Here is a 22,503-nt window from a genome sequence, read left to right as displayed (position 1 = left end):
TTCGGTCAGCTTCCGTGCGTGTGGGTGTGGCCCTGGAACCGGTGGATCGCCTCCTCGGCGCCGGGGGGCATGCTGCCGTCGGCGTTGCGCACCAGGAAGATCCCGGCCATGCCGCCGTCGGAGTGGTTCTGCACGTGGCAGTGGTACATCCACGCGCCAGGCCCGACGCCCTCCCCGGCCAGCACCTGGAACCCGAACGAGCTGCCCGGGTTGAGGTCCTTGTTGTCGACGACCAGGCTCGGGTCGGCCGGCCCTTCGAGCATCCCGGTGCGGTTGTCCGCCCAGCGGTGGGCATGCAGGTGGAAGGTGTGGAACAGGTTGCCGTGCCCGATGGCGAGCCACTCCACCCGCTGGCCCAGGTTCGCCTCGAACATGGGCGTGTTCGGGGCCATCCGGTTGTTGATCGTCATGTCGTGGAACACGACCGTGAACTGCTTCTCCGGCAGGATGTCGCCCCGACGCCGGACGATCAGCGCGCCGTACAGTCCCTTCGCGACGCCGGCCGTGCCGTGGTCGGTGCCCATGGCGTGGTCGTGGTAGTGCCAGTAGCCGGCGCTGCCGGGCATGTACCGGCGACCCGACGCGGCGACCATCTCGTGCGAGCGCCACACGTACGTCCGTGTCTCGCCGGGGTCGTTGAAGGAGTCGTTGAACGGACTACCGTCCGAGTCGGTGCTGTAGTCCACGCCGTGCGGGTGGATGGACAGCCGCTGGTCGGTGGTGTTGACCAGGGTGATCTCCAGGGTGTCACCCTCGTAGATCTCCAGCACCGGTCCGGGCACGGTGGCCTGGCCGGGTGCGAGGCCGTAGCCGTACAGCCCGCCGGGCAACTGCTCGGCGTAGATGGTGACCTTCCTGGTCACTCCGGCGGCGGCCTGCGCGGGGCTGCCTCCGAAGGCGCTCCCGAGCGTGGGGGCGGACGCGCCCAACGCTCCGGCTGCGAGCGCCCCGGTGGCGATCAGTGATCGGCGGGACAGGTGGCGATGGGAGCCAACGGCGTGATCGTCCATGGGTCTCCGTTCCCGACCGGGCGAAGACGCGACGAGCGCAGGGTGCATCGACCGCCGAGCACAAGGCGGCAGCACGACTGGGGTGAGGATCGTCGCGGACTTCGCTCGGAAGACTCAGAACTTTCGATGGATGAACCCAACTTATGTAATCCATCGACGAAAGTACAGGTCTGATTGCAGGAAGATTACCGCGACATCACAATGGCCATCGATCGGCCGGCGCTGGTGGTGTCAGAGACCGTGCCGGTCGTCGGCCGGCAGGCTGGGGGTTTCCGGTGGCGCCGGCGGCTGCTCGGGCTGACCGACCCGCGCGTGCGTCGGGTCCAGGACGCGGGAGAGGAACGCCCGGGTGCGTTCGTGCTTCGGCGCGCCCAGCACCTCCTGCGGCGGCCCCTGCTCGACGACGACGCCACCGTCCATGAACACGACCCGGTCGGCGACGTCCCGGGCGAACGCCATCTCGTGGGTGACCACCATCATCGTCATGCCATCCTCGGCGAGCCCGCGCATGACGGTGAGCACGTCACCGACCAACTCCGGGTCGAGCGCCGAGGTCGGCTCGTCGAAGAGCATCAGCTTCGGGTCCATCGAGAGCGACCGGGCGATCGCGACCCGCTGCTGCTGCCCGCCGGAGAGCTGCGCGGGGAACGCGTCGGCCTTGTCGGTGAGGCCGACCCGCTCCAGGTTGGCCCGCGCGATCCGCTCGGCCTCGGCGCGCGAGCGGCGCAGCACCTTGCGCTGCGCGACGGTGAGGTTGCGGAGCACGGTCAGGTGCGGGAACAGGTTGAACGACTGGAACACCATGCCGATGCCCCGGCGGACCGCGTCGATCTCGACGTCCGGGTCGGTCATCTCCACGCCGTTCACCCAGATCGTGCCGGCGGTGGGTTCCTCCAACAGGTCGACACAGCGCAGCAGGGTCGACTTGCCGGACCCGGACGGCCCGATCACGCAGACGACCTCGCCCTGGCCGACCTCGAAGTCGATGCCCTTGAGCACCTCGATCGGCCCGAACGACTTGTGCAGGTCACGGATCTGTACGGCGGGACGGGACGGGCTGGTCGTCATGCGGGTCACCGGGCCTTGGCGTAGCGGAGTTCGAGGCGGCGTACCACCTGGGACAGCGGCAGGGTGATGACCAGGTAGGCGAGGCCGGCCACCAGCAGCGGGGTGGCGTTCACCCGGTCGTTGAGCATGTCCCGGCCGAACTTGGTGACCTCGATGGTCTGTGCCGTCACGCCCAGCACGTACGCCAGCGACGAGTCCTTGGTGAGCAGGATGAGCTCGTTCGTCAGCGGCGGGATGACGATCCGGAACGCCTGCGGGATGACGATCGTGCGCATGGCGGTGAAATGCGACATGCCGAGGGTACGGGCCGCCTCCATCTGCCCCTTCGGCACCGCCTGGATGCCAGCGCGGATGGTCTCGGCCATGTACGCCGCGGCGGTCAACCCGAGACCGATCGCGATCGAGCCGAACACGCCGCCGGGGATCTGCCGCTCCGGGAAGGCGATGGGGATGCCGTACCCGACGAGGAAGAGCACCAGCAGCGCCGGCAGCCCCCGGAACAGCTCGATGTACGCGGTCGCCAGCCAGCGGTACGGCGCCACCCGGGACAGCCGCATGAGCGCGAGCACGGTCCCGAACACGAGGCCGAAGGCGAACGCGCCCAACGTGTAGAGGATCGTGTTGCGCAGCGCCACGGTGATGATCGTCGGGAACATCGACTCGATGATGTCGACGCGGAAGAACGCGTCGGCCAGTCGGCCCCAGTCCGCGGCGAGGAGCACCGCGGCGATGATCGCGACGAAGACCAGGTACTGGATACCGAGGGACAGTCGTTCCCGCTGGCGGCGGCGCAGCTTCACGTTGGCTCGTTGCCTTCCCGGATTGTGCCGACGGGGCAGGGCACGCGGTCCGCGCGCCCTACCCCTTTGGAGCGTCGATCAGGCGTTCGGCCGCTTGCCGATCCACTTGGAGTAGATCGTGTCGTACGAGCCGTCCTGCTTGGCCTTGGCCAGCGTCTCGTTGATCTTCTTGAGCAGTTCCGGGTTCGCGTCCTTCTTCACCGAGAACCCGTACTGCTCGCCCGTGTCGAACTCGGCGGTCACCGCGAACCCACCCGGGTTCTTGCGCAGGTACTCGGTCCACACCGGCAGGTCGTTGACGGCGGCCTCGACCTGACCGTTCGCGACGGCCTGCTGCAGGGCGGCGAGATCCTCGAACTCGACGAGCTGCAGGCCCTTCTCCTTCTCGAACTTGCGGGCGTAGTCACGGCCGGTGGTGGCCGCCTGCACGCCGAGCTCCTTGCCCCGCAGGTCGTCGAGCGACTTGTACGGCTTCCCGGTCTTGACCAGCATCGCCTGCGTCGCGTCGAAGTACGGGTCGGAGAAGTTCATCACCTTCTGCCGCTCGGCGGTGATGGTCATGCCGGCGGCGGCCGCGTCGCACTTGCCGGTGTTCAGGTCCTGGCCGGACTTGATGCCCTCGAAGGGCGTGTCGATGATCGTCTGCTCGACGCCCAACTCCTTGGCCACGAGGTCCATCACGTCGACGTCGAACCCGGTGACCTTGCCGCTGGCGTCCTTGGACTGGAACGGCGGGTACGGCAGGTGGGTGCAGACGGTCAGCTTGCCGGCCTCGACCAGCTTGACCCCGCTGGCCTGGACCTCGCTGTCGTCCTTCTTGGCACACCCCGCGGTCACCGCCAGAGCGGCGATCGCCACGACGAGGCCGGCCTGACGGACTGCGCTACGGACCCTCACGAATGTGTCCCTCCGGTTCGGCTTCCCGTTGCGCCGGGCAGCCAGGTTGGTACGAAGACGGTGTGACAGGGGACGGTACCTGATTCGACGAACGGTAACTCAGGTCACGCGTTGTAGCCGCAGCGCTGCGGCGACCATCACAGGCCGTGAACGGGACAGTGGGCCCCGAAGGGGACGGCGAACGGGACCAGGCCCACCCGTGCGCCCTGGCGGGCCGCGCGTTCGCGCCGCCGATCCGCCGCGACGACCGGCATTTGAGTATCCGCACCACCCCGAAGGAGTAGGCCAGCGCCCCGAGCGCCGCTGCGCCGCCGCAGAAGCTGATAGACGATCAGTGGTACCGCCGTCACCGCAGGGCAGATCAACCCGGATGGGAGGGCAGGACCTGAGGATGGACACCTACCCCACGACACCTCAGATGGCCTTCGCGCAGTTCGTCCGCCAAGCCGTCGACGACGCCCGTGAGGAACACGGCTGGACCGTCGGCGACATCGCCCACCACACCGGGGTGAGCCGCTCGACGCTGTTCCGCTGGCTCGCCGGAGACTGGCAGCGCTACCCCGAGCTGGCGAAGGTGCGTAGCCTCTGCGCCACCCTCGACCTCTCCATCGCCGCCGCGATCCGGCCGCTCGCGATGCCGGACGCGGCCGAGACGCCCCGGGCGCTGGCGCAGGTCGAGACGGACATGGGCACCATCCGCCGACGTTTGCTGGACGACACCGTCTCGGCCGCGGACAAACGCCAGATCCGCGACCTGCTCCGCCGCCTCGCTGGCCGGGACCTTCCGGTCGAGGCGGCGTCGTCGACCGGCGCCGGGATCACCCGCCGGCCCCGTCGCGGGTGGGAACATCGCGCCGGTGAGCCGAGCGCGCGGACCCCCTAGGGCCCGCCGACGTCAGGTGGCCGCGCGTCCCTGCCGGCGAGAGCCGCCGTCCGGGCGACGGGACCCGATCCGGGGTGCCCGCACCACCGGCGAGCTGCCGACGCCGGGGCGATAGTCACGTGCCGCGGCGGCCACCATGTCGTCGGAGTCGTTCTCGAGCGCCTGCCGCACGTGCGACGGGATGAGCTCGGACGTGGCCATGGCCAGGCGTACCTGCACGGCACGGTCGTCGACCAGACCTGCCAGATCCGCCTCGCTCAGCTCCAAGGCGCGGACCAGGGCCGCCCGTACGTCCACCGCCGGGTCCCTGGCCAGGGCGCTGCGCTGCGCGGCGGTGGTCCGCGGGTTGCGGGCGAGCCCCTTGCGGACGCGGACGGTGCGGTCGGCCAACAGGGCGACGACGACCTCGGGGTCGTGGGTGTGGGTGGCGAGCCGCTCGCGTACCTCGGGTGAGGCGTCCTCGACCAGCTCGGCGGCGAGGTGGGGCTCCAACTCGCGGGTCTCGGCGAGCAGGCCCCGAAGCTCCTTGTCGGGCGCGGCGACCATCACCCGGCGGACCGACTCGTCGCAGGCCGGGTTGCTGGCGACGGCCCACCGGACCCACCGGTCGGCGTCCTTGACGAGACGCAGGAGGTTGCCGACCGACGTGGCGGGATTGCGTGCCACCGCCTCCCGGACCTGACGATCGTGGTCGCGGGTCAACGTCCGCAGAGCCTGCGCGGGCGCGTCCGGCCGCGCCGCGACCGCCTTGCGCACCGTGACCGATGCATCCGACGCCAGGTCGATGAGGGTCATCTGTGGTGTTGCGGGGTCCTGTGCGAGGGCGAGTCGAGCGTCCGCCCCGCCGTCGGTCGGACGGTCGGCCGTGGTTCCCGACCCGCTGTGCCGGTCGGCCCCGCCGACGTGCTGCTGCTTGCCCATGGGCGCAATCATGGCACGGGTCGACCGGGGCGCCGCGCGGCAAGCCTGGACGCCATCCCTGCTCCGGGGGCCGCCGACCTCAGTGCTGACGCGGGGCCACCAGCCCGGACTCGTACGCGACGACGACGAGCTGGGCGCGGTCGCGGGCGTGCAGCTTGGCCATGGCCCGGTTGATGTGGGTCTTGGCGGTCAGCGGGCTGATCACCATTCGTGCCGCGACCTCGTCGTTCGACAGACCCTGGGCGACCAGGACGACGGCCTCGCGTTCCCGGCTGGTCAGCTCCCGCAGCCCGGTCGGGACCCGCAGGTGCTGTGGTTCGGCGACGTACCGGTCGATGAGGCGGCGGGTGATCGACGGCGCGAGCAGCGCGTCCCCTCGGGCGGCGACGCGTACGGCGTGCAGGAAGTCCTCCGGCTCGATGTCCTTGACGAGGAAACCGGCGGCGCCGGCGCGCAGCGCGTGGAAGACGTGTTCGTCGAGTCCGTAGTTGGTCAGGATGACGACGTGCACGCCGGCCAGCGCCGGGTCCGCGGCGATCAGCCGGGTCGCCTCGATTCCGTCCAGCACCGGCATCTGGATGTCGATGAGCGCGATGTCGGGCAGGTGACGTCGGGCGAGGGCCAACCCCTGGAGACCGTCGGCCGCCTCGGCCACCACCTCGATGTCGTCCTCGATGTCCAGGAGCGCGCGGAAGCCGCTGCGCAGCAGCGCCTGGTCGTCGACCAGCAGGACGCGGATCACGCGGACGGCCCGACGGGAAGTTCGGCGCGGACGGTGAAGCCGCCCCCGTCGCGGGGCGCCGCGTGCAGGCGACCGCCCAGGGCGGTGACCCGTTCGCGCATCCCGAGCAGCCCGACGCCGGGCGCCGGGGCGGCGGCCGGCGTGGCGGCGCCGTCGTCGTCGACCCGGATCGCGAGGGCGTCCGGACGGTAGTCGACGTGGACCGACGCGGTGGCCGCGGCGGCGTGCCGTGCGACGTTGGTGAGGGACTCCTGGACGATGCGGTAGGCGGTCCGGTCCACGGCCACCGGCACGGCCTGTCGCGGCCCCCGCACCGTCAACGTCGCGTCCAGCCCGGCCAGCCGAGCCCGCTGCACCAGCTCCGGCAGGTGGTCGATGCCCCGCGGCGGGTTCCTGCTGTCGTCCCGCAGCGCCTCCAGGGTCGCGCGCAGCTCGCGGCTGGCCTCCCGGCCGGCCTCCCGGATCGCCAGCAACGCCTCCGGCACCGCCTCGCCACGCCGACGGGCCAGGTGGACGGCCACCTCCGCCTGCACCTTGATGATCGAGATCTGGTGGGTCAGCGAGTCGTGCAGCTCCCGCGCGATGTGCAGCCGCTCCTCGTCGGCCCGGCGTCGCGCGGTCTCCTCCCGGGTGCGCTCGGCCTCGTCGGCCCGCCGCTCGGCCTGCCGCAACGCCTCCCCCGCCGCGCCGGCGGCGATCAGCCACGCCACCTCCAGGGCGCCCCGGGCCCGCGCGAGCGCGTCGCCCAACGGCAGACCCTGCGGTGGGGCGAGCGCGGTGAGCGGCAACGCGACGAGCATCAGCACGGCGGCGACGACCGTGACGACGCGGTGGCCCGCCCGCACACCGGTGTACACCGCGAACAGGAAGGCGACCGCCGGCACGTCGAAACCGACCGCCTGGTAGCCCACCGCGCACAGCCCGGTGACGGCCAGGACGGTGACCGGAGCCCGGCGACGCGCCGCCAACGCCAGACCACCGGCGGCCAGCAGCGCATAGCCCAGCAGGTCGAGGTCCATCGTGGAAGGGCCCATGGACCGCCCGGCGACCAGCAGCACCACCGCCACGCCGACGGCGATGACCCAGTCCCGGACAACGGCACGCCCTGTGCTCATGCGCGCACCCTAGCCCGGGGCGCGCACCGGGCGACTCCTGCGCGCGAACGACCGTCGACTACCGCGTCCGTGGTAGTCGCGCGGCGGGTGCGTCGTACGCGGCAGCCGCCTGCGCCCGCCGCGGCAGGACGAAGAGCCTCCGGTTGCCGGACGACCGGCGGCCGGCGCGGCGACACGATCGAACGGCACACCACGATGTACGAGAAGGAGAAGCACATGTCGGTGTTCACCGCTGCCACGTCCGCCCTGCTGGAGGGGATCGCCGCGCCGGACCAGCCGTTGGCGGCCAGCGTCACCACCATGAGCACCGGTCGACTCGGGGCGAGCGTCGGCGGCCTGCTGGGCCTGGCGGGGGTGATCGTCGGCGCGCTGGCCCTGGCCCGCCCGACCAGTCGCGTCGGCACCGGCAGCGGGATGATCGGCGCGACCGTGGCCCTGGCGTCCGGGCTGCTCGCCGTGGGCCTCGGCGCGCTGGTGGTGGCGACTTCCGACAGCGGGATCGGGACCGGCAACGGTCGGGGCGGGGCGTACGTGGCCCTGGTGGTGGGGTCGGCCGCCCTGGGCCTCGGTGGTCTCGCGTTGCGGCGCGTACGCGGTTGAGGAACCGCCCGTCCTGCTCCGCGCGGGAGCAGGACGGGCGGGCCACTCGCCGTCAGGCGCCCCGCGCGCCCCTGCGGAAGCCCACGATCACGACCGCGCCCACCACCAGGTGCATCAGGACGAGGGCGACCCGGGTGCCGGCCGAGGCGTCGACCAGGGAGGCCGGCACGAGCGACAGCACGAGGACGACGAGAGCGATCCCCGTCCAGATCGTGATGGCGCTCGCCCGGAAGCGCTCGAGCACCGCGAGCAGGCCCCAGCCGAGCAGCGCCGCGATCGCGGAGTTCAGGACGACGGCGAGCACCGTGACGTCCCGCGGGCCGGCGCCCTGGTCGACGGTGAGCTGCGCGCCGGCGAGGGTCGCGATCGACCACACGGCCACGGCGGCGAGCACGGCGACCGCGACGGCGATGGCCCGGTCTCGCACGCGCGAGGCGCTGGCACCGGCACGGGGAACAGAGGCTTCCGCAGACATCAGGGGTGACTCCTCAGTGGAGGGGACGTGCTGTCGAGATCGAACCGTATCAGAAGGTTCCGTTCTTTACTATCTCGTTCTTAACTTGTTCGCGGGCGACGATGCTCCGCTACGAGATAGTTCGAATCACGAACCAGTTGCTAGGCTGCCGCCATGACCACCGGAACCTCCGGGCCCGATGCCGCGACACCAGACCTGATGTTCCTGATGTCCTGGGCCACCCACGCGCTGGCTCAGGAACACGCCGCCGCCCTCTCCGGCCTGAGCATCTCGACGCGTGCCTACTGCGTGCTCGATCGCGGTCTTACCGGCGAGTTCACCCAGAGCCAGCTCGGCGAGATGTGCGGCATCGACAAGACGACGATGGTCGTCACCCTCGACGAGCTGGAACGTGCCGGCCTGGTCGGGCGTCGCACCTCGACGACCGACCGACGCGCCCGCATCGTCACCGTCACGCCCGACGGCGAGCGGCTGGTCGCCGAGGCGCGGCAGATCGTCGCGGGACTACAGCACGACATCCTCGCCACGGTCCCGTCGCGCGACCGCGCGATCTTCCTGGACGTGCTCGGCCGGCTGGTGCAGGGCCGACTGTCGACATTCGTGCAGACCGACCGCCCCGCCCGCAGGCGATCCTCCCGGGCAGCCTGACCTCGAGCGGGGAGCATGCCCAGGTGAGTTCGGACCAGCTCCTCGTCACGCTCGACCGCGCCAGTGCGGTGCCGTTGCAGCAGCAACTCTGCGACCAGATCAGCTCATCCGTACGCGCCGGCCGGCTGCGCCCCGGCGACGCGGTGCCGCCCAGCCGCGAACTGGCACACCAGCTCGGGGTCTCCCGGACGGTGGTGACCCGCGCCTACGAGCTGCTGCGGGCCAACGGGGTGCTCACGTCGCGGCGTGGTTCCGGCACCCGGGTCAGCGCCGCCCCGGCCGACGCGCCACCGCGGGTCCCCCGCGCCGCCCGCGCGCACCTGCGACCCAAGCCCCCGCTGCCCACCGACGCCGGCAGTCCCCTCTGGAAGCCCTGGGAACCGGCGCCGATGCACCGGCCGGACGGCACGTACGACTTCCGGCACGGCACCCCGGCGCTGGCCAGCTTCCCGGTGACCCGGTGGCGGCAGTCGCTCGCCGACGCGGTCAGCCGGGCGGACGCGGTGGCGTTGGGCTACGGCCCGGCCGAGGGTTCCCCGTCGTTGCGTACCCAGATCACCGCGCTGCTGCGACGCAGCCGGGCGCTGGACGCCCGCCGCGAGGACACGGTCGTGACCAGCGGCGCGACCCAGGCCATGGACATCCTGGTCCGGCTGCTCGTCGGCGCGGACGACGTGGTGGTCATCGAGGATCCGAGCCACACCGTGCTGCGGCAGATCTTCGGCTACTCGCGGGCCGCCGTGGTGCCGGTCCCGGTCGACGAGGAGGGCCTGCGGGTCGACGAGATCGACTGCCGGGTCCGCGCGCACGGCCTCGACCCGGCCCGGGTACGCCTCGTCTACGTCACCCCGTCGCACCAGTTCCCGACCGGGTTCATCATGTCCGACCGGCGACGGCGGGCGTTGCTGCGCTGGGCCCGCGACCACGCGGCGACGGTGCTGGAAGACGACTACCACAACGAGTTCACCTTCGCCGAGGAGCGGCTCGCGTCGTTGGCCGCCGACCCGCAGGACGCGGACGTGGTCTACGTCGGCAGCTTCAGCAAGACCCTCTTCCCGTCGCTGCGCATCGGATACGCGGTGTTGCCGCCGCACCTCGTCCGGTCGTTCCTGGGCATCAAGTGGATCACCGACCGGCTGACCCCGACGGTGACCCAGGAGGCGTTGGCCGAGTTCATCTCCTCCGGCGCGTACGCCCGGCACATCGGCCGGATGGACCGCCTCTACCGCCAGCGTCGCGCCCGGCTGCTGGAAGCGCTGTACGAACACTTCGGCGCGGGAGTACGGATCTCCGGCACGGCGGCCGGGCTGCACGTGCTCGTGACCCTGGGCGGCGCGCACGACGTCGATGAGGCCGAGATCGTGCGCGCCGCCGCCGCCCGGGGCGTACGGGTCTATCCCGCCTCGGGCTACTTCGTCACCCGGCCGCCGACCGAGCCGACCTTCCTGATCGGGTACGCGGCGTTGCCCACCGCTCGGATCACCGAGGGAGTGGCGCTGCTGGCCGCCGCGGTGCGGGACGCGACGGCTCGGTGAAGCGGGGCCGGTGAAAGCGCGCGCTCTGGGCGTACGGGACGGTGCAGTCGAACACCGCCTTGGCCGTGCGCCCGTCGGCCGAGAGCGACGGCGAGTAGCCGGTGTGCTGGCTCGGGTCGAGCGGAAAGCCCTCCCGGTCGGGCAGCACGACCAGGTCCTGATCGGCCTGGAACCGGGTGACCATCGCCCACCACAGGTCCTGGTCGGACTCGATGTCCACGTCCTCGCCCACGCACAGCACCAGCTTGGCCATCCGGAACTGCTCCAGCACCGCCTCGGCGGCGGCGCGCACCGCGACGTCGTCCTGTGGCCCGCGCTTGACCGACCACTGGAGCACCACCATGAGCTGACCGCCACCGGCGGTGTGGCAGTGCGCCGCGAGCGCCGGTGTCCCCCGCCGCCGCAGCACGTCCAGCACGGCGGCCTCCATCCCGAAGCCGAGCAGGATCGACTGCTCGTGCCCGGGCCCGGAGACCGCCTGCAGGATCGGGCTCTCCCGAGCGGTGATCGCCGTGGCCCGGATCAGCGGCAGCGAGGGGTGCGCGCGACCCTGGTAGCCGAGGAACTCCGGCGTGGCCACCGTGCCGTGCGCGCTCTCCGGCGCGTGGTCGGCCAGCAGCTCACCCTCGATGACGTACTCGGCGTGGGCGATGAACTCGGCGTCCACCGTGGCGCAGGGCAGCAGCTCCACCGGCTGGCCGGCGAGCGCGCCGGCCACCGCCAGCTCATCGAGGTCGGGCGGGACCAGCGAGGTCGGGCAGCAGGAGGAGAGCAGCACCGCCGGACTGAGGCCGAGGTGGATCGCCACCGGCAGTGGGCGGCCCCGGCGCAGGGCGGCCTGGTACGCGAGTTCCAGGTCGCGCCCCGGCACCATCCAGATGGTCAGCGTGTCGGGCCCCTGCACGCACATGCGGTGCACGGACAGGTTGCGGACCCCGGTGTCCGGGTCGGTGGCGAGCACCGCGCCGAGGGTCAGGTAGGGCCCGGCGTCCTCGTCGGTGAGGACCGGCACCGGCAGCGCGGTCAGGTCCAACGGCAGCGACTCGCGCGGCCAGCGGGACGCGTCGGCGGCGAACTCCGCCGGGCGGGGGGCGGCCACCGCGTCGAGCAGCCGGTGCGGCAGCTCGGCGGGCGTGCAGCCGAGCAGGCCGGCGGCTCGTCGACGGGTGCCGTAGAGGCCCATCAGCACCGCCCGGGTGGGTCCGTCGTCGGGGCGTACCCGGTCGAAGAGGACGGCCGGGCCGGCGCCGGTGGGAGGGGCGGCGGGCGCGCCCGCCCACCGGGCGTAGTGGGCGGACACGCCGTAGCGGGCGGGCAGCTCGGTGGCGACCCGCACCAGCTCGCCGGGGAGCGGGTCGAGGCTGGCCAGGGCGTGCCGCAGGTCGACGGGCAGACGGTGGCTCATCTGGTGTCCGTCGCCGCGGCGGCGGCGCGGCGGGCCGCCAACATGTCGAGCTGCATCAGGGTCAGCTCCTCGATGAGGGCGCGGTACGTGCCGACGGCCACCTCGGGCGGCATGCCGTGCCCGACCGCCAGGGCGTGTACGCGGTCGAGGACCTGCCGCACCCGCTCGGGTGAGCGGACGGTCCCCTCGTCCGTCTTGTGCACGGTCAGCTCCCGCACCACCCGGGTGCGCTCGGCCAGCAGGGCGATGATCTGCCGGTCGAGCCCGTCGATGGCGACCCGAAGCTCGGCGATCCGGGCCGGCCCGTCGGCGTCGCCGGCCGGCGTCGACCCGGCCGGCGAGGCGACGCTCTGCTGGTCGCTCACGGCTGCGGAACCTCATCGACCACGAAGACGACGGTGGGCTGGGCGTCGCTGCCCTGCGACCGGTGCTCCTCGTCGTCGGGAATGACGAACCCCATGCCGGGGCGACACGGCACCGACCGGTCCCGGAAGTGGATGGTGAACTCGCCCTGGAGCACGTAGCCGGTGTGCCCGCGCAGGCACCAGTGGTGCTCGTCGAAGCCGGGTGGCAGCTCCAGCAGGCGCAGCCGCTGACCGCCCACGTACGTCATCTTGACCCGGCCCTCGGCGCCCGGCTTGTCCCACCTCTCCCACTCGGTGGCCGGGAAGTCGATGCCGACCGGAGTGGCGACCTGCTCAGTGGACATTCTCGATATCTCCTCTGCTCTGGACGGTTTCGGCGCGACGGGGCCGCGGGACGCGTTCGTTGCGGTCCCGGCGCGGCAGGACCGGGCCACCGTCGACCCGCTGGTGCCGCTTGAGCAGCTGCACCATGTCGAGCATCCGGTGCACCATCCGCTCGAGCGCGTCGACGCCTTCGGCGTCGGTCAGCCCGGGGCTGCCGGTGGTGTTGCGCAACAGGACGGGGAATCCGCTGCCCACCAGGATCATCCTGTTGAGCAGCAGGTTGTTGACGATCTGGTTGTGCACGGAGGAGTCGCTGTACCGACGTCCGGTGACGATGATGCCGCCGACCTTGTCGGCCAGCGGCCGGTTGAACCGCAGGTAGCCGACGCCCGCGCGCTCGATGAAGACCTGCATGAGGTGGGCGAGGCCGAAGCCGTGCACCGGGGCCGCGTAGATGAGTCCGTCGGCGGCGGCCATCTGCTCCACCAGGGCGGGGACGTCGTCGTCCAGCCGGCAGGGCAGCGTTCGGCTGTTGCAGTCGCCGCACGGGCTGCACGGCGAGATGCGGTGCTCGCGGAGCACGATCGTGCGCAGGGTCGCGCCGCGTTCGGCGATCAGCCGGCCCGCGTGCGCGATGGCGTGGTCGGTGTTGCCGCCGGCCCGTTCCGACCCGTTGATGGCGAGGATGGTGGCTGCTTCGCTGTGCATTGGCGCCCCCGGTGCTCGGCGCGGGGGCGGACGCCACGACGGCGTCCGCCCCCGCGAGGTCAGTCCGTCAGCTTTCCGGCGAAGTAGTCGATGTAGGCCTGCATGTCGAAGTGGCCGTGCCCCGATAGGGAGAAGACGATCGCCTGCGACTCGCCCGTCTCCCGGCAGCGCAGCGCCTCGTCCACCGCCACCCGGACGGCGTGGGTGGACTCCGGCGCCGGCACGATCCCCTCGCTGCGGGCGAAGAGCACGCCCGCCTCGAAGCAGGCGGTCTGCGGCACGGCACGCGCCTCGATGAGGTCGAGGTCCCGCAGCGCGCTGATGATCGGCGCCATGCCGTGGTAGCGCAGTCCACCGGCGTGGATGGCCGGTGGGCGGAACTCGTGGCCCAGGGTGTGCATCTTGGTCAGCGGGGTGAGGCCGGCGGTGTCCCCGAAGTCGTAGTCGTAGGTGCCCTGGGTCAGCGACGGGCAGGAGGAGGGCTCGACCGCGACGAACCGCACGGCCGGGCCGCCGCCCAGTTGGCGGCGCAGGAACGGCAGGGCCAGCCCGGCGAAGTTCGAGCCACCGCCGGCCGCGCCGATCACGACGTCCGGGTAGTCGTCGGCCAGGGCGAGTTGGAGTTGCGCCTCCTGGCCGATGATGGTCTGGTGCATCAACACGAGGTTGAGCACCGAGCCGAGGGCGTACTTGGCGGCGCCACCGCTGGCCATCGCCGCCTCAACCGCCTCGGAGATGGCCAGGCCGAGGCTGCCGGTGGAGTTCGGGTCGGCGGCGAGCGCGGCCCGGCCCGCCGCGGTACGGTCGCTCGGGCTCGCCGTCACCGACGCGCCGAACGTCTCCATCAGCCCCCGCCGGTACGGCTTCTGGTCGTAGCTGACCCGCACCATGAAGACCTCACAGTCGAGGCCGAAGTACGTGCAGGCCATCGAGAGCGAGCTGCCCCACTGGCCGGCGCCGGTCTCCGTGGTCAGCCGCCGCACGCCGTCGAGCTTGCTGTAGTACGCCTGCGGTACGGCGGTGTTCGGCTTGTGGCTGCCGGACGGGCTGACCCCCTCGTACTTGAAGTAGATCCGGGCCGGCGTGTCGAGGGCCTTTTCCAGACGGTGGGCGCGGACGAGCGGGCTGGGCCGCCACTGGCGGTAGATGTCCAGCACCGGCCCGGGGATGTCCACGTCCCGCTCGGTGCTGAACTCCTGCTCGATCATGCCGGTGGCGAAGAGTGGTTCGAGGTCCGCCGGGGTGAGAGGTTCCCGGGTGCCGGGGTGCAACATCGGGGGCAGCCCCTTGGGCAGGTCGGGAACCACGTTGTACCAGGTCGTCGGGATGTCGCTCTCGGGCAGCACGAACTTCGACGTCGTCATGGCGCCTTCCGATGAGGGGTGGGTGGGTGTCAGGGACTGGCGGTGGCCGGTTCGGCGGGCGCCGGCACGGGCCGGACGGCCGGTCGGATTCGCAGCGCCGCGAACGCGACCACACCGACCACCGGGGTCAGCAGGAGGATCAGGAGGACGGGCTGGTGCCCCTGGGTCTGCCAGACGAAGCCGAGACCCATCGGCACGACCAACCGGGCCGAGCTGAGCACGAAGGCGTTCAGGGCCATGAAGCTGCTGACCCGACGCTCCTGCACGTGGTCGGCGATGTAGGTGGGCACCACCACCGAGGCGATGATCTCCCCGAGGGTCCAGACCACCGTGGAGAGCAGCACGGCGGGCAGCGAGAAGGCGAACACCAGGACGGCCATGCCGGCCGACCAGAGCAGGCCGGCCACGATCAGCAGGACCCGGGTCGAGTACGCCTTGATCCGCTTCTCGATCAGCAGGCTGGCGCTGACCACGACGACGCTGTTGATGGTGTAGACCGCGCCGACCACCGCCACCGACGAGTGCAGCACGGTGGTGACCGCGAGGGGCAGCGTGTATTCCAGGCCGATCAGCGGCGCGACGTAACAGAAGGAGACCAGCACCAGCAGCGCCACGTCGACATCCCGGCGCAGCCCGGCCCAGCGGGTCGTGACGACCGGCGCGGTCGTCGGGGCACGGCGGGTGTCGGCGGGTACGAACAGCCAGATGGTGGCCGCCGCGAGCAGACCGAGCAGGATGTTCCCGGCGAACATCAGCTCGTACGACAGGGCCGCCGCGAACCCGCCGAGCAGCGGGCCGACCCCCATGCCGAGGTTGTTGGCGAGATAGCTGACGGTGTACGCGAAGGGCCGCTCGCCCGGCTCGGTCAGGTCGGCGATCAGCGTGTTGGCCGCCGGGGAGAACATGCCCATGCCGACCAGCGCGACGAAGAGCAGCACCGCGTACGTCCAGGTGGGACCATCTACCACGGCCAGGCCCAGGTAACCGGCCGCGTTGAGCACCAGGCTCGCCACCAGCGCGGCGCGGCGGCCGGCGCGGGCGCAGACCGGCCCGCTGAGCAGGCTGCCGGCGAGCAGACCGGTACTGCCCGCGGAGATCAGCACGCCCGCCTCGCCGGTGCTGAGCTGCCGGCTCTGCACCAGGTAGACCGCGAGCAGGGGAAAGACGAACATGCCGGCCCGGTTGATGAAGGACGCGTAGACCAGCATCCGCAGCGGGCGGGGCAGGGCCCGGAACCGGCTCAGCCACATGACGACTCCCCCACCGGTTCGGTGCGCACCTCGAAGGAGTCGCGGATGACCTTGAAGCGGGCGCGGAGGGCGTCGAAGTCCCGCCCCTCGCAGACGTACCAGCCGAGCACGTCGTTCGAGGCGGTCGGCGCGGCGAGCACGTCACCGACGCGCTTCCACACGTCCGCGTCGCGTACCGCGTCGAGCGCCCGCAACTGCGCCGCCGAGGTGATCGCGGTGATCCGCCCGTACCGGTCGGAGCACAGGTACTCGGTGCCGATCTCCGGCCCGAGCGTGGTCGTCGGCACGTGCTCCGGGTCCAGTTCGAGGCGGCACCACTCCCCGGCCAGGTTGATCCCCCGCCCGGCCTCGATGGCGGGGACGATCGAGCCGCCACCGGCCCGGGCCGCCGCCTCGCCGAAGATCACCTCGCCGTCGTCGCGGAGGAAGAACTCGACGTGCGCCACGCCGGTCCGCATCCCGAAGCCCCGCAGCACGGTGGCGCTGGCGGCCAGGATGCGCCGCTCGGCGTCGGTCAGGTCGTGTTTGCGGGAGACCGTGCCGCCGGGCTCGTCGCGGAACTCCAGGACGGAGTACGTGTAGCGGGAGAGCTGCTCGAAGACCACCTCGCCGTCGCGCAGCAGCGAGTCGACGTGGTATTCCGCACCCCGGACGTACTCCTCCACCCGGTAGTCGTGCCGGTCGTCGGCGATCAACGGCCACACCCGGGCCAGGTCCTCGACGGAGTCCACCCGGTGCGTGTCGCCGCAGGCCCAGCCGGCGTACGGCTTGACGACCACCGGCCAACCGACCTCGGCGGCGAACTCGGCGACCGCCCCGACCGTCTCGGGGCGGCAGGAGCGGGCCACCGGCACACCGAGCTCGGTGGCACGGCGGTGCATGACGTTCTTGTCGCGGAAGGTCAGCGCCCCCTCCGGGTCGAGCCCGTCGATGCCGTGGTCCCGTCGGCAGTGCGCGGCGGTCAGCACGTCGCCCTCGAAGAGCGGGAAGACGCGCCGCACCGGGTGCTCGGCGACGATCGTCGCGACGATCGAACGGACGGCCTCGCGGTCGTCGAGGTCGGCGTGGTAGCAGGGCAGACCGGCGGTGTCGGCGGACGGCTGACCGGTCGGCAGCAGCGCGACGGTCGCCACGCCCCGCTCGGCGGCGGCGGCGACCACGGCGCGGAACTGGGCGGCGTACCGCCCGGCCGCCGGGCGGTAGATCACCAGGATCGCGCCGTTCACGGACGGCTCCGACCGTTGCTGCCCGCCGGGCTCAGCGGTCCCGCGGTACCCAGGACGGCGCTCGTCGCGTCGCGGTCGAGCACCGCCTCCTGCCGTGGGCCGGCGGACATCCCGGCGAGGACGCCGCCGAGGCGGGCCAACGCGTCAACCACCTCCGCCCGTCCGCCGGGGTGGGCCGACTCGACGGTGAGCAGCAACGCGTGCGGGCCCAGGTCGGTGCGGACCAGGTGGCCCTGCCGCCAGTTCCAGCGCCGCGAGTGGGCCCGCCCGTCGGCGTCGGCGTAGACGACCTCACCCGGCTCGGGACGCTCGGGCGCGTCGGGAACGCCCAGCGGCAGGTACGTCTCGGTGCCGTCGGCCGGCCGCACCACGAGGTCGGTGAGGCCGTCGACCGCGCACGACGCCACCGGCAGCGCCGCGCCGAGCGAGACGGCGTTGCAGAGGTCGACCAGGGCGTTGATCCGGGGCAGCCGGTCGCCCTTGGCCACCCGGCGGGTGATCGATTCGGCGGCGCAGGGGAACCGGTTCGGGTTCACCCCCACCGCCCGGTACGCCTCGCGCCAGGCCGCGATGCCCGGCAGGTCGGCCACGGCGGCCTTGTCCAGGCCGGCGCCGTGCAGCGCGTCCTCCGCGGCGGTGAGCAACGCCGACACGGCGGGAGGCGCCGGTACGACCTCGACCAGCGCCACGGCGAGCACGCCGAGCACGTAGTCCGGCACCGCGGTCAGCACCCGGTCGTCGATGCGGACGGTGAGAGTGGCCGCACCGTCGCTGAGCTGGGTCATCGTGATCCTCGTGAGAGTCGGGTCCGATTGTCCGCCCGACCGTACGCAGCGGGACGACCACCGCTTGTGGCCAATCCGGGGTGATCCGGTGAGGCCAATCCGGGTGGCCGTTGCGCGGTCGTCGACGCCTGGCGCAGGAAGTTGTCGAACAGCCGCAGGCCGGCCTCGGTGAGCACGCTCTCCGGGTGGAACTGCACCCCCTGCACCGCGAGCGTGTGGTGTCGTACCCCCATCACGTAGCCGTCGTCGGACGACCGCGCGGTCACCCGCAGGGCCGGGGGCACCGGATCCGCGACGATCAACGAGTGGTAGCGGGTGACGGTCAGCGGCGCGGGCGTGCCCTCGAAGACGCCCTGGCCGTCGTGGGTGACCACGCTGGTCTTGCCGTGCATCAGGTGCCGGGCGACCGCGATCGTCCCGCCGTAGGCGAGGCCGATCGCCTGGTGGCCGAGGCAGACCCCGAGCAGCGGGACCCGACCGGCGAAGGCGTGCACCAGCTCCACGTGCCCGGACTCGGCGGGGTGGCCCGGCCCGGGGCCCAGCACTACCGCGTCGGGCCGCAGGGCCACGAGCTGGTCGTTGGTCGCCGCCCGGGAGCGGACCACCACGGTCTGTGCGCCGAGCGTCCGCAGGTACTGGTCGATGATGTGGGTGAAGCTGTCGTACGCGTCGACGAGCAGGACCTTCACGACAGCAGCTCCCTACCGGTCAGGGCCCAGTAGGTGGCGTTCATCTTGGCCAGCGTCTCGCGCCACTCGTCGCCCGGGGTGGAGTCGGCCACGACCCCGGCCGAGGCCTGGGTCCGGTAGTGCCGGCCGTCGTGCACGGCGGTCCGGATGCAGAGGGCGAGCACCGCGTAGCCACGGACGTCGACCAGCCCGACCGCGCCGGCGTAGACGCCCCGGGGCTCGTCCTCCAGACCGTCGATGATCTCCATGGCCCGCAGCTTCGGGGCGCCGGTCATGGTGCCGGCCGGGAAGGTCGCGCAGATCGCCGCCCACACGTCGGCGTCGTCGGCGAGCTGGCCCGAGACGGTCGAGACCAGGTGGTGCACGTACGCGAACGGCTCGACGTCGAACATGCTGTCGACGCTGAGCGTCCCCGGCACGCAGACCCGGCCGATGTCGTTGCGGCACAGGTCGACGAGCATGACGTGCTCGGCCCGTTCCTTCTCGCTCGTCGCCAGCTCGACCACCCGCCGTCGGTCGGCTTCGGGGTCGGCGGCGCGGCGGGCCGTTCCGGCGATCGGACGCATCGAGAGGCGGCCGTCCTCGATGCGCAGAAACAGCTCCGGGCTGGCCCCGATGACGGTCCGTCCGGCCCACGGGGTGAGGTACATGTACGGCGACGGGTTGCGGTGACGCAGTCGCCGGTAGACCTCTAACGGTGTCAGCGTCGTCTCCACGTCGATCCGGTGGCCGATCTGGATCTGGTAGCTGTCCCCGACCTCGATGTGCCGCAGGCACTGCTTCACCCGGGCGGCGAACGTCTCCTCGTCGACGGTGTCCCGGACCAGACGCGGTGGCGGGGCGGCCGGCACGTGCGGGTGCGGGGCGGTCGGTCGCACGGGCAGCTCGGGCAGACGGGCGGCGTCGTCCGGGGGCAGGTGCGGCCCGCTGGCGTCGAGCCGCCGGACCGTGCCGGCGCGTAGATCCCACCAGACGGTGTGCCGGAACAGCGCGAGCGTGCAGCGGGGAACGTCGTCGACCACCCGCTCGGTACCGAGTTCGTCCATGTCCCGCGCGGCCTCGTACGCCAGGGTGGTGAGGAATCCGAAGGCGAAGGTGTCGGTGGGGACGGTCGTGCGCACGGCGAACGCGCGCTGTGCCGCCCGGACGGCGGCCCACACCTCGGTCGGTCCGGCGACGGGCCAGACTCGCGCCGTGGTGGCCCGCCGGCCCGGTTCGCCCAGGACGGCGGTGAACACGGCGGCCAGGGCGTCACCCAGCGGACCGTCGGCGGCCAGCTCGAGGCGGTCGGCGATGAGTCGCACCTCGGCGAGGAGACCCCAACCGACGGCTGCGGCATATCGGTCCCGAACAGGACCGTCCAGGCTTTCGAACAGATACAGGTCGTCGTGGGAAAGACTGTCGGCGAGTGCCGTGTAGAGCGACAACGGATCGATCGACGGCAGTGTGACAGATGTCACTTCCACCGGAATTGAGTCCATAAATGCGGTACGTGTATCGGTCGACGAATGTGCTCGGATCGACCACGCGGCGGGTTCGGTTGACAATAGGGACACTTGCGGAACCCCCTCTGAACAGCCCGATTCCGCACCACCGTTGGCGCTGGTCCCGCCGACGACGCGGCAGGTCGGACCCTTCCCCCAGGCGAAAGGACTTCGCACGACCACCCCGGCGCCGGCGGCGGGGCGTCCACATTGGACACGCTCGGAACATACGCCCTGATTCGCCGGCCACCGGGCGGTTGTGCACCCGACCAACACTTTCCACAGGCACGGATCACGCTGTCCATACCACTTCGACGATCTCGGAGCGGACCACTTGTCCCTTAATCTAAGCCTGTCAATAGACGGGCAATCGCGTGGAACGCTGGCAGTGCAGCTCCGTAACGCATTCCGTACGCAGATCGAGGAGGGCGCGCTGCGCCCCGGCACCCGGGTGCCGTCGAGCCGGCAGCTCGCCGCCGACCTCGGCGTGTCCCGCAGTGTGGTCGTCGAGGCGTACGAACAACTCTGCGCCGAGGGGTACCTCGTCTCCCAGCACGGCTCGGGCACCTCGGTGGCGGCGGCGGCCCGCGCCGACGTCGCCTCGGCGCTCACCCCGGACGACCACCCGCCCGCCCCGGCGGTCTGCGACCTGCGCACCGGCAGCCCGCACGACTCGACGTTCCCCCGCCAGGACTGGATCCGGGCGGTCAGCGCGGTGGTCACCTCGGCCGGCCGTCGCGAGCTGGGCTACGCCCCGCCGTCCGGGCTGCCGGTCGTACGGCACACCCTCGCCGGCTACCTGGGCCGGGTGCGTGGGGTACGGACCCGGCCGGAGCGCCTCATGGTCACGTCCGGCTTCGCGCAGGGGCTCGCGCTGCTCTGCCGCGTGCTGCGCGACCGTGGCCACGACACGCTCGGGGTGGAGGATCCGGGGCACCCGGGCGAGTGGGAGTTCGTCGCCGAGGCCGGCCTGCGTCCGGTGGGCATCCCGGTGGACTCCGACGGCATCCGGGTGGACGCGCTGGACGCGAGCGGCGTCCGTGCCGTGCTGATCACCCCGGCCAGCCAGTTCCCGACCGGGGTCACGCTCACCGCACGACGCCGGGCACAGCTCGTGGCCTGGGCGAAGAAGGTCGACGGCTACGTCATCGAGGACGACTTCGACGCCGCCCTCGTCGCCCCGGCGCACCGGCTGCCGGCGGTGCAGAGCCTCGCGCCCGACCGGGTGGTCTACGCCGGCAGCGCCAGCAAGGTCCTCACGCCGGCGCTGCGCCTCGGCTGGCTGGCCATCCCCGCCGACCTGACCGCGGCGGTCGAGCGGATCCGGGCCAGCTGGGACATCGGCTGCTCCGGCCTGGAACAGCTCGCCTTCGCCCGGTTGATCGACACCGGCGCCTTCGACCGGCACCTGCGCCGACTCGGCGCGGACGTGCAGAAGCGCCGTCAGGCGGTCCGCGACTTCGTTGCCGGGCACCTGCCCGACGTCACCCTGCTCGGCGCGAACGGCGGACTCCAGGCGTACCTGCTGCTGCCGGCCAGGTACGCGGAGGAGGCCGTGGTCCACGCGGCCCGGCGTCGCTCGGTGCTGGTCCGCGGTGGCCGCTTCTACGCCCTACGGCCGGACGACCGCCCGCCGGCGCTGGTGCTCGGCTACGCCGGGGTACGCGGCCCGGAGTTGGGACGCGGCCTGACCGCTCTGGGCGCGGCGTACCGGGAGACGACCGGTCGCGGTTGATCAGTCGGCCGGTCCGGCCCGGTTCGGCTCGCGCACCATGAACACGTCGATCGGATCCTCGGTTTCGAGCGTGAATCCGTGCCGCTCGTACAGCCGCCGGGCCGCGCTGCCGCGCAGCACGTTCAACCGGACGCGGACGCCGTCGCGGTCGCACCGCTCGAGCAGCGAGCGCAGCACGGCGGCGCCGATGCCGACGCCCTGCGTGGGCGGCGTCAGGTAGAAGTGCTCCAGCCAATGGGCGTCCTCGCCCGGCCGCAGGGACACGCACCCGGCGAACGCGCCGTCTACCTCGATCAGCCAGGTGTGTGCCGGCGAGAACCCGTCCCGCAGTCGTTGCCGGACCCGCTGCGCGTCGTACCGCCCGAGCCGTTCCAGATCCGGCCGCAGCACCACGGACCGCAACTCGGCCACCGCCTCGACGTCCGCCGTCAGCGCCGGCCGCAGCGCCCAGTCCCGCACGACCGCAAGGCTACG

The 22,503-nt window shown here is 72.1% G+C and carries 23 protein-coding genes and 1 pseudogene; 5 read left to right on the top strand and 19 right to left on the bottom strand.

The annotated features are described in order from the left end of the window. Positions 1-5: 5 nt before the first annotated feature. The 4 genes from ACQP03_RS13940 to ACQP03_RS13925 form a co-directional block, all read right to left on the bottom strand. Positions 6-1,010 (bottom strand): multicopper oxidase domain-containing protein, encoded by a 1,005-nt coding sequence (locus ACQP03_RS13940; protein ID WP_357121136.1) that lies wholly within the window; start codon positions 1,008-1,010, stop codon positions 6-8. Between the two features lie 231 nt (positions 1,011-1,241). Beyond that, complete coding sequence (locus ACQP03_RS13935) at positions 1,242-2,078, bottom strand: amino acid ABC transporter ATP-binding protein (RefSeq protein WP_357121133.1); 837 nt, start codon at positions 2,076-2,078, stop codon at positions 1,242-1,244. Positions 2,079-2,083: 5 nt separating this feature from the next. Then, on the bottom strand, positions 2,084-2,878 hold the full coding sequence (locus ACQP03_RS13930) for an amino acid ABC transporter permease (protein WP_357121130.1): 795 nt from the start codon (positions 2,876-2,878) through the stop codon (positions 2,084-2,086). A 78-nt stretch (positions 2,879-2,956) separates the two neighbouring features. Next, entirely contained in the window at positions 2,957-3,775 is an 819-nt protein-coding gene (locus ACQP03_RS13925) for a basic amino acid ABC transporter substrate-binding protein (protein ID WP_433460953.1), read from the bottom strand. Positions 3,776-4,166: 391 nt separating this feature from the next. Between ACQP03_RS13925 and ACQP03_RS13920 the strand changes: the two are divergent. Then, a pseudogene (locus ACQP03_RS13920) lies at positions 4,167-4,559 on the top strand (helix-turn-helix domain-containing protein); the annotation flags it as partial. Between the two features lie 111 nt (positions 4,560-4,670). Here ACQP03_RS13920 and ACQP03_RS13915 read toward each other — a convergent pair. From ACQP03_RS13915 to ACQP03_RS13905, 3 genes are all read right to left on the bottom strand, one after another. Continuing rightward, positions 4,671-5,579, bottom strand: a complete 909-nt coding sequence (locus ACQP03_RS13915) for a hypothetical protein (protein ID WP_357392713.1) — start codon at positions 5,577-5,579, stop codon at positions 4,671-4,673. 79 nt (positions 5,580-5,658) lie between these two features. Then, positions 5,659-6,321 carry a response regulator transcription factor gene (locus ACQP03_RS13910; RefSeq protein ID WP_357121121.1) on the bottom strand — a complete coding sequence of 221 codons (663 nt, stop codon included), beginning with the start codon at positions 6,319-6,321 and terminating at the stop codon, positions 5,659-5,661. Continuing rightward, positions 6,318-7,436, bottom strand: coding sequence for a sensor histidine kinase (locus tag ACQP03_RS13905; protein ID WP_357121118.1), 1,119 nt, complete (start codon positions 7,434-7,436; stop codon positions 6,318-6,320). Before ACQP03_RS13905 ends, ACQP03_RS13910 begins: the two co-directional genes overlap by 4 nt. Before the next feature lie 216 nt (positions 7,437-7,652). On the opposite strand from ACQP03_RS13905, the gene ACQP03_RS13900 reads away from it, so the two are divergent. Then, the gene (locus tag ACQP03_RS13900) at positions 7,653-8,036 is read left to right on the top strand and encodes a DUF6223 family protein (RefSeq protein WP_357121115.1); all 384 of its coding nucleotides are present in this window, start codon (positions 7,653-7,655) and stop codon (positions 8,034-8,036) included. 52 nt (positions 8,037-8,088) lie between these two features. On the opposite strand, the gene ACQP03_RS13895 is transcribed toward ACQP03_RS13900, so the two are convergent. Beyond that, on the bottom strand, positions 8,089-8,463 hold the full coding sequence (locus ACQP03_RS13895) for a DUF6069 family protein (RefSeq protein ID WP_433460952.1): 375 nt from the start codon (positions 8,461-8,463) through the stop codon (positions 8,089-8,091). A gap of 201 nt (positions 8,464-8,664) precedes the next feature. On the opposite strand from ACQP03_RS13895, the gene ACQP03_RS13890 reads away from it, so the two are divergent. Together ACQP03_RS13890 and ACQP03_RS13885 are read left to right on the top strand one after the other, a co-directional pair. Continuing rightward, a complete protein-coding gene (locus ACQP03_RS13890; protein ID WP_357121109.1) occupies positions 8,665-9,159 on the top strand; it encodes a MarR family winged helix-turn-helix transcriptional regulator in 495 nt (164 codons plus the stop codon). Positions 9,160-9,182: 23 nt separating this feature from the next. Next, positions 9,183-10,694: a PLP-dependent aminotransferase family protein gene (locus ACQP03_RS13885; protein ID WP_433460951.1), complete on the top strand. Its 1,512-nt coding sequence runs from the start codon at positions 9,183-9,185 to the stop codon at positions 10,692-10,694. Here ACQP03_RS13885 and ACQP03_RS13880 read toward each other — a convergent pair. The 10 genes from ACQP03_RS13880 to ACQP03_RS13835 are packed head-to-tail and all read right to left on the bottom strand — an operon-like array spanning position 10,639 to position 20,276. Further along, a complete protein-coding gene (locus ACQP03_RS13880) occupies positions 10,639-12,099 on the bottom strand; it encodes a UbiD family decarboxylase (RefSeq protein WP_433460950.1) in 1,461 nt (486 codons plus the stop codon). The two genes, ACQP03_RS13885 and ACQP03_RS13880, sit on opposite strands and share 56 nt — an antisense overlap. Further along, entirely contained in the window at positions 12,096-12,464 is a 369-nt protein-coding gene (locus tag ACQP03_RS13875) for a chorismate mutase (RefSeq protein WP_357172088.1), read from the bottom strand. Before ACQP03_RS13875 ends, ACQP03_RS13880 begins: the two co-directional genes overlap by 4 nt. Next, on the bottom strand, positions 12,461-12,808 hold the full coding sequence (locus ACQP03_RS13870; protein WP_433460949.1) for an AraC family ligand binding domain-containing protein: 348 nt from the start codon (positions 12,806-12,808) through the stop codon (positions 12,461-12,463). The genes ACQP03_RS13875 and ACQP03_RS13870 overlap by 4 nt, the downstream gene beginning before the upstream one ends. Next, entirely contained in the window at positions 12,798-13,496 is a 699-nt protein-coding gene (locus ACQP03_RS13865) for a flavodoxin family protein (protein ID WP_357172087.1), read from the bottom strand. Before ACQP03_RS13865 ends, ACQP03_RS13870 begins: the two co-directional genes overlap by 11 nt. Positions 13,497-13,555: 59 nt before the next feature. Continuing rightward, entirely contained in the window at positions 13,556-14,860 is a 1,305-nt protein-coding gene (locus ACQP03_RS13860) for a TrpB-like pyridoxal phosphate-dependent enzyme (RefSeq protein WP_357121091.1), read from the bottom strand. A gap of 29 nt (positions 14,861-14,889) precedes the next feature. Beyond that, positions 14,890-16,110, bottom strand: a complete 1,221-nt coding sequence (locus ACQP03_RS13855) for an MFS transporter (RefSeq protein ID WP_396832761.1) — start codon at positions 16,108-16,110, stop codon at positions 14,890-14,892. Continuing rightward, the gene (locus tag ACQP03_RS13850) at positions 16,101-17,336 is read right to left on the bottom strand and encodes an ATP-grasp domain-containing protein (RefSeq protein ID WP_433460948.1); all 1,236 of its coding nucleotides are present in this window, start codon (positions 17,334-17,336) and stop codon (positions 16,101-16,103) included. Before ACQP03_RS13850 ends, ACQP03_RS13855 begins: the two co-directional genes overlap by 10 nt. Further along, entirely contained in the window at positions 17,333-18,121 is a 789-nt protein-coding gene (locus tag ACQP03_RS13845) for a B3/B4 domain-containing protein (RefSeq protein WP_357398722.1), read from the bottom strand. The genes ACQP03_RS13850 and ACQP03_RS13845 overlap by 4 nt, the downstream gene beginning before the upstream one ends. Beyond that, positions 18,118-18,810, bottom strand: a complete 693-nt coding sequence (locus tag ACQP03_RS13840; RefSeq protein WP_433460947.1) for an anthranilate synthase component II — start codon at positions 18,808-18,810, stop codon at positions 18,118-18,120. Before ACQP03_RS13840 ends, ACQP03_RS13845 begins: the two co-directional genes overlap by 4 nt. Further along, positions 18,807-20,276 carry an anthranilate synthase component I family protein gene (locus ACQP03_RS13835; RefSeq protein WP_357398723.1) on the bottom strand — a complete coding sequence of 490 codons (1,470 nt, stop codon included), beginning with the start codon at positions 20,274-20,276 and terminating at the stop codon, positions 18,807-18,809. The genes ACQP03_RS13840 and ACQP03_RS13835 overlap by 4 nt, the downstream gene beginning before the upstream one ends. Positions 20,277-20,682: 406 nt before the next feature. Here ACQP03_RS13835 and ACQP03_RS13830 point away from each other — a divergent pair, with 406 nt between their 5' ends. Then, complete coding sequence (locus ACQP03_RS13830) at positions 20,683-22,029, top strand: PLP-dependent aminotransferase family protein (RefSeq protein WP_433460946.1); 1,347 nt, start codon at positions 20,683-20,685, stop codon at positions 22,027-22,029. Here ACQP03_RS13830 and ACQP03_RS13825 read toward each other — a convergent pair whose 3' ends face one another. Next, a complete protein-coding gene (locus ACQP03_RS13825) occupies positions 22,030-22,488 on the bottom strand; it encodes a GNAT family N-acetyltransferase (RefSeq protein ID WP_357398727.1) in 459 nt (152 codons plus the stop codon). Positions 22,489-22,503: the final 15 nt, after the last annotated feature.

The sequence above is a fragment of the Micromonospora sp. CA-248212 genome, from assembly GCF_050948405.1.
In the GTDB taxonomy this organism is placed as follows: domain Bacteria; phylum Actinomycetota; class Actinomycetes; order Mycobacteriales; family Micromonosporaceae; genus Micromonospora.
The sequence above is the reverse complement of the archived record's forward strand: the minus strand, read 5'-3'. Positions and strand labels throughout refer to the sequence as shown.